The sequence below is a fragment of the Bacillus sp. FJAT-26390 genome, assembly GCF_001682865.1.
GTDB lineage: Bacteria > Bacillota > Bacilli > Paenibacillales > Paenibacillaceae > Pristimantibacillus.
In genome coordinates, this window is sequence record NZ_MAQX01000004.1 from 1 (window position 1) to 15,181 (window position 15,181).

Consider the following 15,181-nt stretch of genomic DNA (forward strand, 5'->3'; position numbering starts at 1 on the left):
TCGCATGTAATGCGATAGGTTTTTTTGTTGTTTTTACGGTATGATAAGGAGATCAAGCAAAAGGAGGGTTTTGAAAGTGGAAAAAGCAATTGAAATTAAGCGTATGGGTGCAGAGCAATTTAACGATTGCATGGCATTGGTGCAATTTGCTTTCCAATATGAGTATTCTGCTGAAGCGCTTGAGCAGTCAAGAATGAGCTTTATGGATGAGCCAGCCGCTTATTATGCCGCTTTTGTTGATCAGAAATTTGCTGCGCAGACTATGGTCCTTGATTTGCAAACCTATATCGGAGGAAAAGCATTTCCAATGGGCGGCGTTGCCGGAGTTGCGACTTGGCCGGAGTATAGAAGGCAGGGCTTAGTTTCAAAGTTGCTAGTGTTATCTTTAAAGGATATGAAGGATAAGGGGCAGCTTATTTCCATGCTCAGCCCATTCGCTTTTGGCTTTTACCGGAAATTCGGCTGGGAGATCTATACGGAACATAAAGCCTATACCATAAAGACGGAGCTGCTGCCGGCAAGAATAGCGTATGAAGGCCAAATGGAGCGCTTTAGCGGGGATTACAATCGACTTAGTGAAGTTTATGAAGCCTATGCATCAAAATATAACGGTACATTGAAGCGTACGGAGCTATGGTGGAAGGGTCGAATTAGCAAGAGAAAGCCAGGCCAAATCGCTCTCTATCACGATAAGAGCGGTGCGCCGAAGGGTTATGTCATCTATGAAGTGAAGAACAAACGGCTAACCGTTCATGAGTTTATCTATTTAAATGAGGAATCGAGGGCAGCCTTGTGGTCATTTATTGCCCAGCATGATTCGATGATAAATGAAGTTACGATAACGGTACCGTCGGATGATATGCTTCCATATCTACTGAATAATCCAAGAATCCAACAGGAAGTTATCCCTTATTTCATGGCCCGTATAGTAGATGCAGAGGGGTTCGTTAGCCGCTATGATTTTGAAACCGCTGCGAGTCAAGATGCCATCCCTATTGAGATTACCGATGAGCATGCGCCATGGAATAAAGGGTACTATTTACTTGAAATAGATCAATCTGGAACGGCAAATCTTCGTCGAATAGAAGATAATCAAAGAATAGATGGTGCAATTAAAGTCGATATTGGCACTTTTACCTCCTTGCTGTTAGGGTACCTCAAACCACTGCAATTGTCCGAATTAGGACGTATTGAAGGAGATATAGCTTGGATTAAACGCTTACACGATCGTATTCCCGAACGAATAACGTATTTACCTGATTTTTTCTAAAGAAATAGCATGCTTTGCATGTCCCAAATACAGTATAAAGTGGTTATAACAAAGCTATTTATCAGCCTTGACAGCCTATACCCCCTCTGCTAATATTGCAATAATATATGTGAGACGTACTTAAAATTAAGGGAGGAACATACTCGTGTGGGAAACGAAATTCGCCAAAGAAGGGCTAACGTTTGACGACGTCCTGCTTATTCCGCGCAAATCAGAAGTGCTGCCTAGAGAAGTTGACATCTCGATTCGATTAAGCGAGAACATTAAGCTAAACATTCCGCTCATTAGCGCAGGTATGGACACCGTTACAGAAGCCGCATTGGCGATTGCAATAGCGCGTGAGGGTGGTATTGGCATTATCCATAAGAACATGTCGATTGCACAGCAAGCGGAGGAAGTAGACCGTGTAAAACGTTCGGAGAGCGGTGTTATTACGAATCCGTTTTCGCTTACCCCTGATCACCATGTTTATGACGCAGAAGAGCTAATGGGCAAATACCGCATTTCCGGTGTACCGATTGTGGACCAAGACAAGAAGCTTGTTGGTATTTTGACAAACCGTGATTTGCGTTTCGTACATGATTATTCGATTAAAATAAATGAAGTCATGACTCGCGACAATCTCGTAACGGCACCTGTAGGCACGACGCTGCAGGAAGCGGAAGTGCTTCTACAGAAGCATAAGATTGAGAAGCTGCCGCTTATCGATGAGTCTAATACGCTTAAAGGCCTAATTACGATTAAAGATATCGAGAAAGCCATTCAGTTCCCGAATGCAGCGAAAGACCAACACGGACGTTTGCTTTGCGGAGCAGCAGTTGGTATTTCGAAGGACACGATGGACCGTGCAGAAGCACTTGTACAATCGGGTATTGACGTTCTTGTTGTCGATTCGGCACACGGACATCACATTAACATTTTGGATGCGGTTCGTAAGCTTCGTGCTACTTACCCGGATCTAACGATTATTGCAGGAAACGTTGCTACTGGCGACGCTACACGCGATCTCATTGAAGCAGGCGCATCTGTTGTTAAAGTAGGTATCGGACCTGGCTCAATCTGTACGACTCGTGTTATCGCGGGTATCGGCGTTCCACAAATTACTGCGATCTACGATTGCGCGACGGTTGCTCGCGAATACAATATTCCGGTTATTGCAGACGGCGGCATTAAGTATTCCGGTGACATTACGAAGGCAATCGCATCTGGCGCAAGCGCGATTATGATCGGCAGCTTGTTCGCAGGTACGGCTGAGAGCCCGGGCGAAACGGAAATTTTCCAAGGGCGCAGCTTTAAAGTATACCGCGGTATGGGCTCGCTTGGCGCGATGAAGGAAGGAAGCAAGGATCGTTACTTCCAAGAGAACGAGAACAAGCTTGTTCCGGAAGGCATCGAAGGCCGTGTTCCTTACAAAGGACCGCTTGCTGACACCGTTCATCAACTGCTTGGCGGCTTGCGTTCAGGTATGGGCTATTGCGGCACTTCTTCACTGGACGAGCTTAAGAACGATACACAATTTGTTCGTATTACGGGATCAGGACTTCGTGAAAGCCATCCGCATGATGTGCAAATCACGAAAGAAGCTCCTAACTACTCTCTATAAGATTAGATGAAATAAACTTTTCCAAACCAGACAGGAAGCGGCGATTTATCCGCTAATCTTGTCTGGTTTTTTTATGAAGGATTACTCATTCTTTGAGCGCCTGCAAGAGGTTTAATTGTTGGGGTTTGATATGTTACAATTAACAACGGACAAACCAAGTGGGAAAAGGGGAGACGACGTTGAAGGAAATGGTAAGACCGGTTCGATTAAAGTCGGTCATCGCTGCAAGTTTGGCGGTTTGGTTGGTAATGCTGTCGCTTGGTTCTGCGGTGGCTATGGCAAAGGGATACGAAGGAAGACCCAGCACGGAAAACTCTTTAGGTTTACAGGTTAAAGCGGCTATTTTAATTGATGCAGATTCAGGTCAAGTCTTGTATGAGGTTAACGCAGAGGAACCGCTTCCTGCAGCAAGCATGACCAAGTTAATGACGGAATTTATCGTTCTTGAAGAAATATCGAATAATCGTCTATCATGGGATGATGTTATTACGACTAGCGCAGAAGCAGCTTCTACTCCCCCGGATGGATCATCCGTATTTCTAGCTCAAGGCGATCAACATACGGTTAGAGATTTATATAAAGCTATGGCAGTAGGTTCAGCTAATGATGCTACGATCGCGCTTGCCTCAAAGATTGCGGGAAGCGAAGCAGGCTTTGTTACGAAAATGAATGAAGTAGCCGACCAGCTCGGCCTTAAGACAGCTATTTTTACAAGCGCAACAGGCCTATCGGAGACAACAGTCATTTCTGCATCCGATATGGGCAAGCTGGCACAAATTATTTTGAGCAGGCATCCTGAGTTTTTGGAATACTCCAAGCTGCAGGAATACAAATTCCGTGAGCGTGACAAGGATCCGATCGTCAACATCAACTGGATGCTTGGAACGAACACGAATCAGACTGGCCTTAAGCATTTAGCTTATCCAGGCGTTGACGGCATGAAAACAGGCTTTATTAACGCGGCAGGCTACAACTTCACAGGCACTGTGAAGCAAGGCGAGCAACGTTTTATTAGCGTCGTTATGGATACCGCGACTAAGTCCGCTCGTTTTAACGAAACGGCAAAGATGTACAACTATGGTTTTAGCACGTTTGAGAAAAAGACGGTGCTTCCGCCAAAATCCGTGGTAGAAACGGTCAAAACGGTTAAGATTAAGAAGGGTAAGAAGAAAACCCTGCCTGTTGTAACGGAAAAAGATATAACGTTTATGGTTAAGAAGGGCGTAGAGCCTAAGATTGAGGTTGTAGCGAATACGGTGAAACCAGAGGCTGAGCTTGTAGCTCCTATTCCGGTAGGTACGATCGTGGGTACGGTAACGTACAAGTACACGGATGCAGAGACGAAGCAAGAGCTTAAGAAAACCGTTAACCTCGTTACGACAGAAGATGGGCAGAAGGCCGGCTGGTTCCGCTTGATGTTCCGCGCAATCGGCGATTTTTTCGCAGGTTTATTTAATGGAATCGTCAATTTGTTCTAATCCGAGCAGGAAACAAGGAAATAAAGTAAATCAAGGCTTGTCGATTAATCTTGGTTCCTGTAAAATCAATGGTTAGAACAACTTCGGTAATATACATTTATAATGGATGACAATAGGAGGATTTGTAACATGGAAACAGGTACATCGCGCGTAAAACGCGGCATGGCAGAAATGCAAAAGGGCGGCGTCATTATGGACGTTATGAGCGCCGAGCAAGCGAAGGTAGCAGAAGCAGCAGGAGCAACAGCGGTAATGGCGCTTGAGCGCGTTCCTTCTGAAATTCGTGCAGCAGGCGGAGTAGCTCGTATGGCTGATCCGACTATTGTAGAAGAAGTAATGAAAGTTGTTTCGATCCCAGTAATGGCAAAGGCTCGTATCGGCCACTATGTAGAAGCAAAAGTACTCGAATCAATGGGTGTTGATTATATCGACGAGAGCGAAGTACTTACGCCAGCTGATGAAGTGTTCCATATTAGCAAGCAAGAATTTACAATTCCGTTCGTTTGCGGAGCAAAAGATCTTGGCGAAGCGTTGCGTCGTATTCAAGAGGGAGCAGCAATGCTTCGTACGAAGGGTGAGCCCGGAACAGGCAACATCGTTGAAGCGGTACGTCACCTTCGCTTGATTAACGGACAAATTCGCAAAATCCAAGGCTTGTCGAAGGACGAGCTTTACCACGAGGCTAAGATCCTTGGCGTAGCTTACGATTTGCTTCTTGGCGTTCATGAGACAGGCAAGCTTCCGGTCGTTAACTTCGCAGCAGGCGGAGTAGCAACACCTTCCGATGCAGCTTTGATGATGCATCTTGGCGCAGACGGCGTGTTCGTTGGTTCGGGTATTTTCACATCGGAGAACCCTGAGAAATTCGCCCGCGCAATCGTTGAAGCAACTACACACTACCAGGATTACAAGCTTATTGCAGAAGTATCGAAAAACTTGGGAGCACCGATGAAAGGTATCGAAATTTCCAAGCTTAACTCTGCTGAGCGTATGCAGGACCGCGGTATCTAATAGATGTAATATGCAGGTGCCGGCTTAGCGCGTATAGCGCTGCCGGCCCTTGCCCGTAAAGGAAGGCGAGTAGAACGATGAAGATAGGTGTTCTTGCGCTTCAAGGCGCAGTGGCAGAGCATTTACGAAGCTTAGAAGCGGCGGGCGCAGAGGCGGTCGCCGTTAAGCGGGTTGAGCAGCTTGATGAGCTGCAAGGGCTTGTTATCCCTGGCGGCGAGAGCACGACAATCGGCAAGCTTATGCGGAAATACGGTTTTATGGAAGCAATCGCAGATTTCTCTGCGCAAGGCAAGCCATTGTTCGGCACTTGTGCGGGCCTTATCGTGCTGGCAGATGAAATCGAAGGCCAAGAGGACGCGCATTTGCGCCTTATGGACATGACGGTTGCGCGCAATGCGTTCGGCCGCCAGCAGGAAAGCTTCGAGACGGATTTATCGGTAAAGGGTATTGATGAGCCCGTTCGGGCTGTCTTTATTCGTGCGCCTTTAATTAAGAAGGTCGGTTCGGACGTAGACGTACTGTCTACTTACAGGGATGAGATCGTAACGGCAAGACAAGGACATCTTCTTGCGGTTTCTTATCACCCGGAGCTAACGGATGACTTCAGGCTGCATGCTTACTTCGTCGATATGGTGAAGGAAGCAGCCGCAGGCAAGGAATAGAGCTTTTACAATAATAAAATTACTCCCTTCAGAGAGGGGCTTTTGAAACGTGCTGGATGTGAAGTTGTTAAGAAACGAGTTTGAGAAGGTTGAGACAGCGCTGACTAACCGCGGAGCTTCGCTTGACCTTATTGCCAAATTTCCTGAGCTCGATACGAGGCGCCGTGATCTTATTCAAGAGACGGAAAACCTGAAAAGCCGCCGCAATACGGTTTCGCAGGAAGTAGCTAAGCTCAAGAGAACAGGCGAGGACGCAGAATCGCTCATCATCGAGATGAGAGAAGTAGGCGACCGCATTAAAGAGCTCGACGATGAGCTTCGTGAACTAGATGTTCAAGTAATTGAGCTAACGCAAGCGATTCCGAACATTCCTAGCGATAGCGTGCCAATCGGCAAGTCGGAGGAAGATAATGTAGAGCTTCGCAAACACGGCGAGGTGCCAAGCTTTGCATTTGAGCCTAAGCCGCATTGGGAGCTTGCTCAGTCGCTTGGCATTTTGGACTTCGAACGCGCCGCGAAGGTGACGGGCTCGCGCTTTACCTTCTATCGCGGCTTGGGTGCGCGTCTTGAGCGTGCGCTCATTAGCTTTATGATGGACTTGCATAGCGATAAGCACGGCTACGAAGAAATTTTGCCGCCGTATATCGTTAATCGCGATAGCTTGGTTGGTACGGGACAGCTTCCGAAGTTCGAAGAGGATTTGTTCAAAATCTCTGATTCGGATTACTTCCTTATTCCAACGGCAGAGGTTCCGGTTACGAACCTGCATCGCGAAGAGATTTTGCCGGCGGACGAGCTTCCTAAGTACTTTGTGGCTTACAGCTCATGCTTCCGTTCGGAGGCGGGCTCCGCTGGACGCGATACGCGCGGCTTGATTCGTCAGCATCAATTCAACAAGGTTGAGCTGATCAAATTGACGAAGCCAGAGGATTCCTACGATGAGCTTGAGAAAATGACCGCTAACGCCGAGAAGGTTTTGCAGCTGTTAGGCTTGCCTTACCGTGTTCTGACGCTTTGTACGGGCGATATGGGCTTTACAGCGGCTAAAACGTATGACCTTGAGGTGTGGCTGCCAAGCGCAGGCACGTACCGCGAAATCTCGTCATGCTCGAATGTAGAGGATTTCCAAGCGCGCCGTGCGGGCATTCGTTTCCGCAGAGACTTGAAGAGCAAGCCGGAGTTTGTGCATACGCTAAACGGATCTGGACTTGCGGTGGGCCGTACTTTTGCGGCAATTATCGAAAATTTCCAGCAAGCTGACGGCTCGGTAACGATTCCGGAAGTATTGCGTCCGTATATGGGTGGAATCAGCTCGATCGAAGCGGTTAAGCTTTAAAAATTATTTTGCCATATGGCCAAAATAGGGTTGCATCTTTATTTTGGCCTGTGGTACAATATTTCTTGTGACAATTGAATGATGGAGAGATACCGAAGCGGTCATAACGGGGCAGTCTTGAAAACTGTTAGAGCGCAAGCTCACGTGGGTTCGAGTCCCACTCTCTCCTCCATATTTTTACCAGATGCATATGAACAAGCCCGGACGCCTAGCGTTTGGGCTTTTTTTGTTATTTCTCATCTCGTATAAAATGATGTCGTGCTTCGCATGTTATACGGTGTGGAGGTGCTTTAACTAATGGGCAAATCAGATGAGCTGCAAATGAATCAGGAAAACTTAGCAGATGCTTGGCGTCAAACCTTGCCGGAGACGCTGAATAGCGCTGATCGATGCAAGGTGCTGCCGGATGAGGCCGATTCGAAATCGTTGCGCGTGACGATTGATACGGCTGGCCATCAGATGTATTCGTTTGATTTTAAAGTTACTTATGTAGACAGCCGCGAAGTGAAGGTCGAGTTTATTGACGTGGAGAAGGATAAGGTTTCTGTCGATGAACGAGGAGACGTCATTCAGGAGCTAATACAGGATTACACCAGACATCTGCATGAATGTGCACAAGCGCTGCAACGCTTGACGCATGTATAGAGGAGACCATCACTTATGACGAAAGCAAAAGGAACCGCCGATAAAAATTTATCGAATGTCGTGGAAGCCCTCGAAACAGAGCCGGTTAACAGCCATCAGGCGCAGCAGCTGCAGCAGGATAAAAACGATAGGCGCAATCAGGACGCCATGAACCATGATGCGCCGGTGGATATGGAGCATCAGAGGTAAGGAAATAACGCGAAGGAGGAATTTCGAATGTCAAAGCCAGACAGCGTGCCAGTGCCGGACAGCAATCCTCAGAGCAATCGGTCTAAGCAGGACAACGGCGGGCAGCAGGAGCCGTTATCCGGCTCTAAAAAAACGAAGCAGCGTAATCATGTGGATCATCATAACCCACAGGGATAATCATCAAACGAAAGTCCCTGAATTGTATAGATCAAACGTCCCGTTTCAGTATGCTGAAACGGGATTTTTTGGAGATAACTTCTAAAAGGGGCTTTTATAGTATAGAATGGAGGTGCTTATAAAAAGATAGGGGAGGAACATTTTACATGAAGAAGGTACAGAAAATAGCGGTACTTTTGTTAGCCGTTATTTTAGTCGTAATTGCAGGCTGCAGCTCGGGAAAACCGCCGAAGGAAGCTGTGCAATCGGCTATGACTAAAATCGCAGAAGCGGACTCATACGCAGTTAAAATGTCATTTGGGTTAGATGAGCTGGAAATTCCACAAGATGCAGCAATGCAGGGAGACGCAGCTGCAACTGCTGCAATTGTCGGTATGATTAAAGATGCGACGATAACCGTCGATGCTGTTTATCAGAAGAAGCCGCTACGCACCGATATGAACATGGAAATCGTACTGCCAGGCGACATGGAAATGAAGCTGACGGTACCGATGATTTTGACAGAAGAAACGCTATATGTGAAAATACCGCAAATTCCGATGCTGCCGCTGCCGGAGACGATAACGGGCAAGTTCATCAAGATTGATCTTAAGGAGCTTGCAGAGCAGCAAGGCGCAGCTGGAGCGCTTGATCTTGCAAAGCAGCAGAAGCTGGGCAAAGAAATTAGCGAAGTGCTGCTTAAGCATTTTGACGAGAAAACCTATTTTAGCGAGCCAAAAGCAGAAGAGGCCGGTTTGCCTGCCGATTTGAAGCCGGACCAAATCATTTCTTTTGAAATTAACGAAGCCAATTACCCGGCAACGGTCGACACGATCGTTAAACAAGTGCTGCCCGAGGTGCTTGACGTTCTCCTTAAAAACGAAGCATCTTTGAAATCGCTGAACTTGGAGAAGGCTGACGTTGAGAAAATGAAGAAAGACCTTGAGACAAACAAAGCGGATATACTAAATACGCTCAAAAATGATGTCAAAGCGAAGTCGCTGAAAGTAACTGCTGCGATTACCGATGGATATCTTTCTTACCAAGCAGGCAAAATCAGTGTAGAAGCATCGGATAAAGAGAGCGGACAAAATATGAAGCTTGGCCTTCATTATGATGTTGCTTACTCGAATATCAATAAAGCGCCGAGCTTCGCAAACGAAATTCCGACTGACGCGATTACGCTTGATGAGCTGACACAAATGTTCCAAACGCCGGCTGGGCTGTAAATCGTCCAACGCTGCATTTTAAAAAAAGGGCCCTTAGAAGCATTAAAGCTTCTACGGGCTTGTTTCATGTTTAGGGAAAAGAGAATCTATAACAATACAAGTGTGGGCATCGCGCCCTGTGAGTTACCGCTAATCGTACGCCTGATGAATGGTTGCTAATGCCGGTACGCTAAGCGACTACCATCGATTTTTTGAGAAGCTCCTTCATCATTTGGGCTGCTTTTACCTTAACGTTCAAGCAGGCGGATATTTCGAGCTGGTAATTACCGGTAAGTAATTCGCTGCGCAGCTGCTCGGCCGTATCGCAATTGTTGTCCAGCCGGTTCAATACGCTGCCGAACTGGAGAGGCTGGTGGGAGTCGCTCCCCGCAATGGCAGGCAGGCCTAGCTGATCTGCAAATTGCCGAACTTCATCCGCCATGCCGAAGCCGTATTGGAACAAATCCTTCGCGTTCACGTCAAGCGCGTCGAGGCGCTGCAGCGTGTCGGCAGCATGATGCGTGAGCGGCGTGCTCTCTCTCATTGGATGTGCGCCAATACGTAGCACTGGATAACCATCCGTACGGTTAAGCAGCTCTTCTAGCTGCATGAAGCTGTCCTTTGCCGTATGCGGTTCAAGCTGCTGGCGCAGATCCCGTATCATAACGCGATTCCCAATGATCAAAATATGGCCTTTATTCGCTACATCCACCTCCATGCCGGAAAAAACCTTAAGCCCTTCCACCATATAATAATCATGCTGATAGTCAAAATGCTGATCCAGCTGATCCAGCATATCGGTAAAATTCAGCGTGTTAAAATGCTCGGTCAGCGCTACGGCATGCAGTCCGTTTTCCTTCGCCTCGCGAGCCATGGAAAGAAAGTATTCCATTGAAAAATGTGTTTTTTTCGAGAGCTTGCCATGCGTATGCAAATCGATGTTCATCATCGTGTTATCCCCATTCAAAAAGTGATTGTTTTTAGAGAGAAATGAATCGTCCGAGACTGCCTAGCGCGACCATGTACAGCACGGAGCAGCCTAGAAAGACGAAGTCGAGCGGCCGAACCCGCATATGCGACAGCTTAAGCTTCTTTGCCTCGGGGCTGACCAACGCGTAAGTAAATCCTCGTACCTCTAACGCCTCAACCGTCGTCCTCGTTCGCTTAGCTGTATTCAGAATAAGCGGGTAAAAAGCGCGTACGCCGATTTTAGCCATATAGATGAGTGAGTAGATGTGCAGGAAACCTTTCCTCCGGGGCGCCCGTCCGCGCAATCTGAAGGAGTGGATCAGATTATGGTACTCCTCGATCAGGATCGGAAGCATCCGGTAGCCATAGGAGACGCCAAAGCTGAATTGCCCCGGCATGCCCATACTAAGCAGCGCATCGCTCAGCTTCTCGGGGTCCATGCTGGAGAAAACCGCGATGCTGGCTAGCGAGATGAGCAATATTTTTAACGTTAGCGTCAGGAGCGGCCATACAGCGGCAAGGCTTCCGCCGAAGAAGAGCGATCCGAAGAAAATATAGCTGATCTCACTGACAAGTCCGATGCCCATAATGATTAAGACGAGCGGGCTTACCTTAGACGATAGCGTAAGGCCGATCATCGGAATCAGCATGCCTAGCAGAACCACTTTATTATGAATAAACCATGGCGCTACGGCGAAGAAGGAATACCAAATGATAAGGATGCGCGGATCAAAACGTGACAGCAAGGTCGATTGCCTGCCGAATGCGGTACGCATCAGCTCAATCTTTATCTGCTCCACGCTCAGCTTGTCGATCACGCTTTGCTTAAGTGCTTCCAATCGTAAAACCCTCCTTGCTCCATTGGCTTTTATTTGAGGATGATATCTGGCCGCCGGTGAAACGCTCTGTGAATTCTGCCACGGAAAGGCATGGCGGCTCCAAGCCGAGTTTTTGGCTAAGCAGCGTAATTTGCGGTGCAATGAGCCCTGCTTGCTCTAGGACGGCAACGTGACGGAATAAGGAGCGTTGGTCGGTATCCAGCGCAACCTGCCCTTGATGCATGACGATGACCCGATTCGCCCATTCGGCGACCAGCTGCATATCATGCGTGGCAATGATCGTCGTCTTTACGTGATCATGCAGCTGCGCAAGCATGTCGGTCATTTCACGGCGGCTTGCTGCATCAAGGCTTGCCGTCGGCTCATCGAGCAGCATGACGGTTGGGCGCATCGCAAGGCCGATAGCGAGCGTCGCTCTGCGCTGCTGCCCGCCGCTTAGCAGCCTGCCATCGCGATCCTGCAACGGGGTAAGCCGCAGCCGTTCGATAATCTCATCGACAAAGGGGCGGTAATCGGCATTGCCGCGCGCTTTTAAAAAATATTCAACATCCTTGCGGATGGAATCTTCAATAAACATCTCCTCGGGATTCTGATAAATATAGGAAACAAAATCGGAAAGCAGCTCGGGCGAAGCCTGCTTGGTGAGATGCCCGCAGACTTCCAAAAGTCCGGCATTCGGACGCCTAATGCCCGATATAAGCTTAAGCAGCGTTGATTTGCCTGCGCCATTGTTGCCGACAAGCGCGATGCGATCCCCTTCATGGAAGGTGATCGTCATGTTCCGGATGACGGGATGAATCTCTCTTGTAATCGTTTTGTAGCCGTAGGACACGTTGGAGAAGGCAACGAGCGGCTTCTGAGAAGGCGATGTTTCGGCATTTCCTTCAACGCTATCGCATGGAGCGTCTGTAAGGATCGCGGGCGTTGCGCTTCTGCTCTCAAAATAACGGACAGCCTCATCAATCGTAATGGGATATAGACGGTTATCCGGCTGCTCAACCATCATCGCGGCTTCCGCATCACGTACGGCGAGCGTAACCTGCGGCGGCAAAATATGGCGGGCAGCAAGCTCATCAATCGACGATAATGCTTCTTGGACGGGCTTGATCCACCGAATCGTACCGCTATCCATGAGCACGACCTTATGGCAGTAGTCGGCAATAAACTCGGTATGATGCTCGATGACGATAATGGTCTTGCCATATTGTTTATTTAGCATGTTGAGCTTGTCATAGATGAGCCTAGCGTGGAACGGGTCTAGCTGTGCTACCGGTTCATCGACAATAATAATTTCCGGATCGAGCGAGAGTGCGCCAGCCAGCGCAGTCAGATGTTTCTGTCCGCCGCTTAGCTGCCAGATCCATTGCTCCTTCAAATGCTCAATGCCAAGCATGGCGAGTGCGCGCAGCCCGCGCTCACGATAATCGGCGTAGCCGTAATTAAGCGGGGCAAAGGAGGCTTCGTCGAAGACGGTTGGCCGCACGAGCTGATTCTCAAAATCCTGGAACACATAGGCTACCTTCCGCGACAAAGAAGAAACGGTTTCATTAGCAGCTTGAAGGCCGGCTATCTCGACGGAGCCGCTTAAATCGCCGACATAGTAGTTTGGTATAAGGCCGTTTAAGCATTTGCATAGCGTGGACTTCCCGCTGCCGTTAGTGCCGGCTATGGCTATGAATTCGCCGGGCTGAACGGTGAGATGGACGTTGTGAAGCGCCATGCTTTCCGCACCGGGATATTGAAACGCAACATTTTGCAGCGAAATGATCGGAGCCGCTTCGCGCGGCTCCTTCTGGGTCAACTGATCAAGTGTGGTTGTCAAAGCTTAATGTCCCCCGATGCAGCTGCTGCTTTGGATTTGGCGCGGAATGCGGCGAATAACGTGATGATGACGACGAGCGCCGCAGCCGTGACGCTAACCCACATGAAGCCGCTGCCGTATTGCTCGATAAACTCCGGCTCCCAGACCGCAAAGTTAATGTCGGATTCAGCTAGAAACTCTGCGATTACGGCGATAAAGACGAATACAATCGCGGTAATCAGCAGGCGCGGCGTCATGAGCTGGCCGAATGAAACAGAAACGCGGCTGTCGCGCGGCTTGATGCCGAGAAGCGGTTCGATTTTGCCATAGAGGCGCGGTACAAGAAATAAGGTAGGCAGCAAGGAGAAAAATATGCCGGTTATTAGCATCGCATTCAGGAAGCCTACGCCCTCAATGAGCAGGAGGCTCTCTGGAATGCCGGGAACAGCCTTAAGCTCCTCGATGCCAAACCACACTTTACCGATGTCGACGATGGCGCCAAGCATTTGGTCAATGCCTACGGCAACAAATGAGGCGAGCGCGAGCTGTTTGCGATTACGGGGATCACTGACGAGCAGGCCGGCTATGTACATCGCAAGCGTAAACTCAATAAATTTCTCCAGCTCGCCGAGCCCGCCGAATTGTCCAAGCAGCAGCTCGCCAAAAATGACCTCGCCGAAGGAAGCGCCAAGAGCCGCGTATAACGGGTTAAACAAAATGCATAAGGTTAGCGGAATAAAAGCGAAGTACTCGACTTTCAGTTCAATGGGGCCGAGCTTGAGCTCAGGGATAAGCTCGGAGAACATGTTGGAAATGCCGTACAAGGACATCGATAGTATGAATACCATTAGCTTCTGAGATTGCGTTAATTCATAACGGCGCTTAGGCGCTGCTACCATTGTGATTCCTCCTATACATGTTTTGTGTGGCGGAGCTCGTTTTGAAAGCCTCGATTCAAAGCCTATTTTCAAAGCGAATTCTTTTAAAATATAGAGTTAAAATGTTATCGCTTGATCAACAAATTATTTGGTTTATGTAAAATAAAATACAAAAAATAAATTATGAAATAAAATTATCATTTGTTTGCAAAAAGGTGATATACTCCTTTTAGAAAAATAATTAGCGGGGATGGATAGGGAGGCAGCTAAGTATGACAGCTTTTCATTTGCAAATGGATTTGGATCAAATGTCTAAGAGTCAGCAATCGATTGCTAACTACGTGGTAGGAGCGCTGCAGCAAATTCCATATTGCACGGAGGAGGATATCGCTCAGGCGGTGGGCGTGAGTACAGCTACGGTGTCACGGTTTTGGCGGACGATCGGATTCGCTAATTTAAAAGCTTTCAAAAAACAGCTGCTGCAAAGCGAGCACGCGACGCCAGCACACAAGATGAAGCAAATTTTGAATAAGGTAGACCATGAAGAGGCGGATGTCGTTCAGGAAATGCTCGAAATGGCGTCAGCCAATATAGAGGTTACCTCGAAGCGGGTGGAGCGGGAGCAGTTCCATCAAGCCGTAGAGCTTATTCATCGTGCAAGGAAGGTCTATGTATTTGGAACAGGCGCGTCAATTAGCTTAATTGAGCTTATACGCTTTCGGTTGAACCGCGTAGGCGTGCAAATAGAAGGAATGGCGGGCAGCGGCAGCGAGCTGCTGGAATCGCTTGTACATGCGGGGCCGGAGGATGTGGTAATTATGTTCGGCTTTGTGAGGCGCTCGCCTGAATTAACGGTACTGCTTGAGCATGCTCAAACAGCGGGTTACTCGGCGGTGCTCATTACGGATTTGCTCGTATCGGATATGCTGGAGCAATGCGATCTGGTGCTGCAGGTGGATCGAGGAGAGCTTGAGGGCTTTCATTCGATGGCCGCCCCGGTAGCGCTTATTGACGCCTTATCGGTGGCCTTAACGAAGCGGCGCGGGAATCAGGCGCTGGATAAGCTTGATCGCTTGCACGCGCTGCGAAAAAAGTATGCTTCACAGCTTCCCAAATGAGAAAGGCGCTGGAACCCG

At 48.4% G+C, this 15,181-nt stretch carries 15 protein-coding genes and 1 tRNA gene; 12 read left to right on the forward strand and 4 right to left on the reverse strand.

The window, feature by feature from the left end:
* The first annotated feature begins 76 nt into the window (after positions 1–76).
* The 11 genes from A7975_RS09765 (at position 77) to A7975_RS09810 (ending at position 9,579) form a co-directional block, all read left to right on the forward strand.
* Complete coding sequence (locus tag A7975_RS09765; RefSeq protein WP_176707706.1) at positions 77–1,270, forward strand: GNAT family N-acetyltransferase; 1,194 nt, start codon at positions 77–79, stop codon at positions 1,268–1,270.
* Between the two features lie 145 nt (positions 1,271–1,415).
* Complete coding sequence (gene guaB / locus A7975_RS09770) at positions 1,416–2,873, forward strand: IMP dehydrogenase (protein WP_053373328.1); 1,458 nt, start codon at positions 1,416–1,418, stop codon at positions 2,871–2,873.
* A 188-nt stretch (positions 2,874–3,061) separates the two neighbouring features.
* Positions 3,062–4,351, forward strand: a complete 1,290-nt coding sequence (locus A7975_RS09775; RefSeq protein ID WP_065385108.1) for a D-alanyl-D-alanine carboxypeptidase family protein — start codon at positions 3,062–3,064, stop codon at positions 4,349–4,351.
* A 129-nt stretch (positions 4,352–4,480) separates the two neighbouring features.
* Positions 4,481–5,362: a pyridoxal 5'-phosphate synthase lyase subunit PdxS gene (pdxS, locus tag A7975_RS09780; protein ID WP_053373327.1), complete on the forward strand. Its 882-nt coding sequence runs from the start codon at positions 4,481–4,483 to the stop codon at positions 5,360–5,362.
* A gap of 77 nt (positions 5,363–5,439) precedes the next feature.
* Positions 5,440–6,024, forward strand: a complete 585-nt coding sequence (gene pdxT / locus A7975_RS09785; RefSeq protein ID WP_065385075.1) for a pyridoxal 5'-phosphate synthase glutaminase subunit PdxT — start codon at positions 5,440–5,442, stop codon at positions 6,022–6,024.
* A 49-nt stretch (positions 6,025–6,073) separates the two neighbouring features.
* Positions 6,074–7,360 carry a serine--tRNA ligase gene (gene serS / locus A7975_RS09790; protein WP_065385076.1) on the forward strand — a complete coding sequence of 429 codons (1,287 nt, stop codon included), beginning with the start codon at positions 6,074–6,076 and terminating at the stop codon, positions 7,358–7,360.
* A gap of 83 nt (positions 7,361–7,443) precedes the next feature.
* Positions 7,444–7,532, forward strand: a tRNA-Ser gene (locus tag A7975_RS09795).
* Between the two features lie 125 nt (positions 7,533–7,657).
* A complete protein-coding gene (locus A7975_RS09800) occupies positions 7,658–8,005 on the forward strand; it encodes a hypothetical protein (RefSeq protein ID WP_053373324.1) in 348 nt (115 codons plus the stop codon).
* Between the two features lie 15 nt (positions 8,006–8,020).
* Positions 8,021–8,194, forward strand: a complete 174-nt coding sequence (locus A7975_RS34105) for a hypothetical protein (RefSeq protein ID WP_176707707.1) — start codon at positions 8,021–8,023, stop codon at positions 8,192–8,194.
* Between the two features lie 27 nt (positions 8,195–8,221).
* Positions 8,222–8,371 carry a small acid-soluble spore protein P gene (locus tag A7975_RS09805; RefSeq protein WP_053373323.1) on the forward strand — a complete coding sequence of 50 codons (150 nt, stop codon included), beginning with the start codon at positions 8,222–8,224 and terminating at the stop codon, positions 8,369–8,371.
* 146 nt (positions 8,372–8,517) lie between these two features.
* Positions 8,518–9,579, forward strand: coding sequence for a hypothetical protein (locus A7975_RS09810; protein ID WP_065385077.1), 1,062 nt, complete (start codon positions 8,518–8,520; stop codon positions 9,577–9,579).
* A 169-nt stretch (positions 9,580–9,748) separates the two neighbouring features.
* Here the strand turns inward: A7975_RS09810 and A7975_RS09815 are convergent, their stop codons facing one another.
* The 4 genes from A7975_RS09815 to A7975_RS09830 are packed head-to-tail and all read right to left on the reverse strand — an operon-like array spanning position 9,749 to position 14,066.
* Complete coding sequence (locus A7975_RS09815) at positions 9,749–10,507, reverse strand: PHP domain-containing protein (protein ID WP_255314253.1); 759 nt, start codon at positions 10,505–10,507, stop codon at positions 9,749–9,751.
* Between the two features lie 31 nt (positions 10,508–10,538).
* Positions 10,539–11,366 (reverse strand): energy-coupling factor transporter transmembrane component T family protein, encoded by an 828-nt coding sequence (locus A7975_RS09820; RefSeq protein ID WP_231637341.1) that lies wholly within the window; start codon positions 11,364–11,366, stop codon positions 10,539–10,541.
* Positions 11,353–13,188, reverse strand: coding sequence for an ABC transporter ATP-binding protein (locus tag A7975_RS09825; RefSeq protein WP_369688916.1), 1,836 nt, complete (start codon positions 13,186–13,188; stop codon positions 11,353–11,355). The genes A7975_RS09820 and A7975_RS09825 overlap by 14 nt, the downstream gene beginning before the upstream one ends.
* A complete protein-coding gene (locus A7975_RS09830; RefSeq protein ID WP_065385078.1) occupies positions 13,185–14,066 on the reverse strand; it encodes a DUF8171 family membrane protein in 882 nt (293 codons plus the stop codon). The genes A7975_RS09825 and A7975_RS09830 overlap by 4 nt, the downstream gene beginning before the upstream one ends.
* Positions 14,067–14,317: 251 nt before the next feature.
* Here A7975_RS09830 and A7975_RS09835 point away from each other — a divergent pair, with 251 nt between their 5' ends.
* Positions 14,318–15,163: a MurR/RpiR family transcriptional regulator gene (locus tag A7975_RS09835; RefSeq protein ID WP_065385079.1), complete on the forward strand. Its 846-nt coding sequence runs from the start codon at positions 14,318–14,320 to the stop codon at positions 15,161–15,163.
* Positions 15,164–15,181 lie beyond the last annotated feature (18 nt).

Excerpts from the sequence above, each read along its gene's own strand:
- pdxS (WP_053373327.1), top strand. The coding sequence starts at position 4,481 with ATGGAAACAGGTACATCGCGCGTAAAACGCGGCATGGCAGAAATGCAA.
- A7975_RS09810 (WP_065385077.1), top strand. The coding sequence starts at position 8,518 with ATGAAGAAGGTACAGAAAATAGCGGTACTTTTGTTAGCCGTTATTTTA.
- A7975_RS09775 (WP_065385108.1), top strand. The coding sequence starts at position 3,062 with ATGGTAAGACCGGTTCGATTAAAGTCGGTCATCGCTGCAAGTTTGGCG.
- A7975_RS09805 (WP_053373323.1), top strand. The coding sequence starts at position 8,222 with ATGTCAAAGCCAGACAGCGTGCCAGTGCCGGACAGCAATCCTCAGAGC.
- A7975_RS09830 (WP_065385078.1), bottom strand. The coding sequence starts at position 14,066 with ATGGTAGCAGCGCCTAAGCGCCGTTATGAATTAACGCAATCTCAGAAG.
- A7975_RS09835 (WP_065385079.1), top strand. The coding sequence starts at position 14,318 with ATGACAGCTTTTCATTTGCAAATGGATTTGGATCAAATGTCTAAGAGT.
- A7975_RS09800 (WP_053373324.1), top strand. The coding sequence starts at position 7,658 with ATGGGCAAATCAGATGAGCTGCAAATGAATCAGGAAAACTTAGCAGAT.
- A7975_RS34105 (WP_176707707.1), top strand. The coding sequence starts at position 8,021 with ATGACGAAAGCAAAAGGAACCGCCGATAAAAATTTATCGAATGTCGTG.
- pdxT (WP_065385075.1), top strand. The coding sequence starts at position 5,440 with ATGAAGATAGGTGTTCTTGCGCTTCAAGGCGCAGTGGCAGAGCATTTA.
- A7975_RS09815 (WP_255314253.1), bottom strand. The coding sequence starts at position 10,507 with ATGATGAACATCGATTTGCATACGCATGGCAAGCTCTCGAAAAAAACA.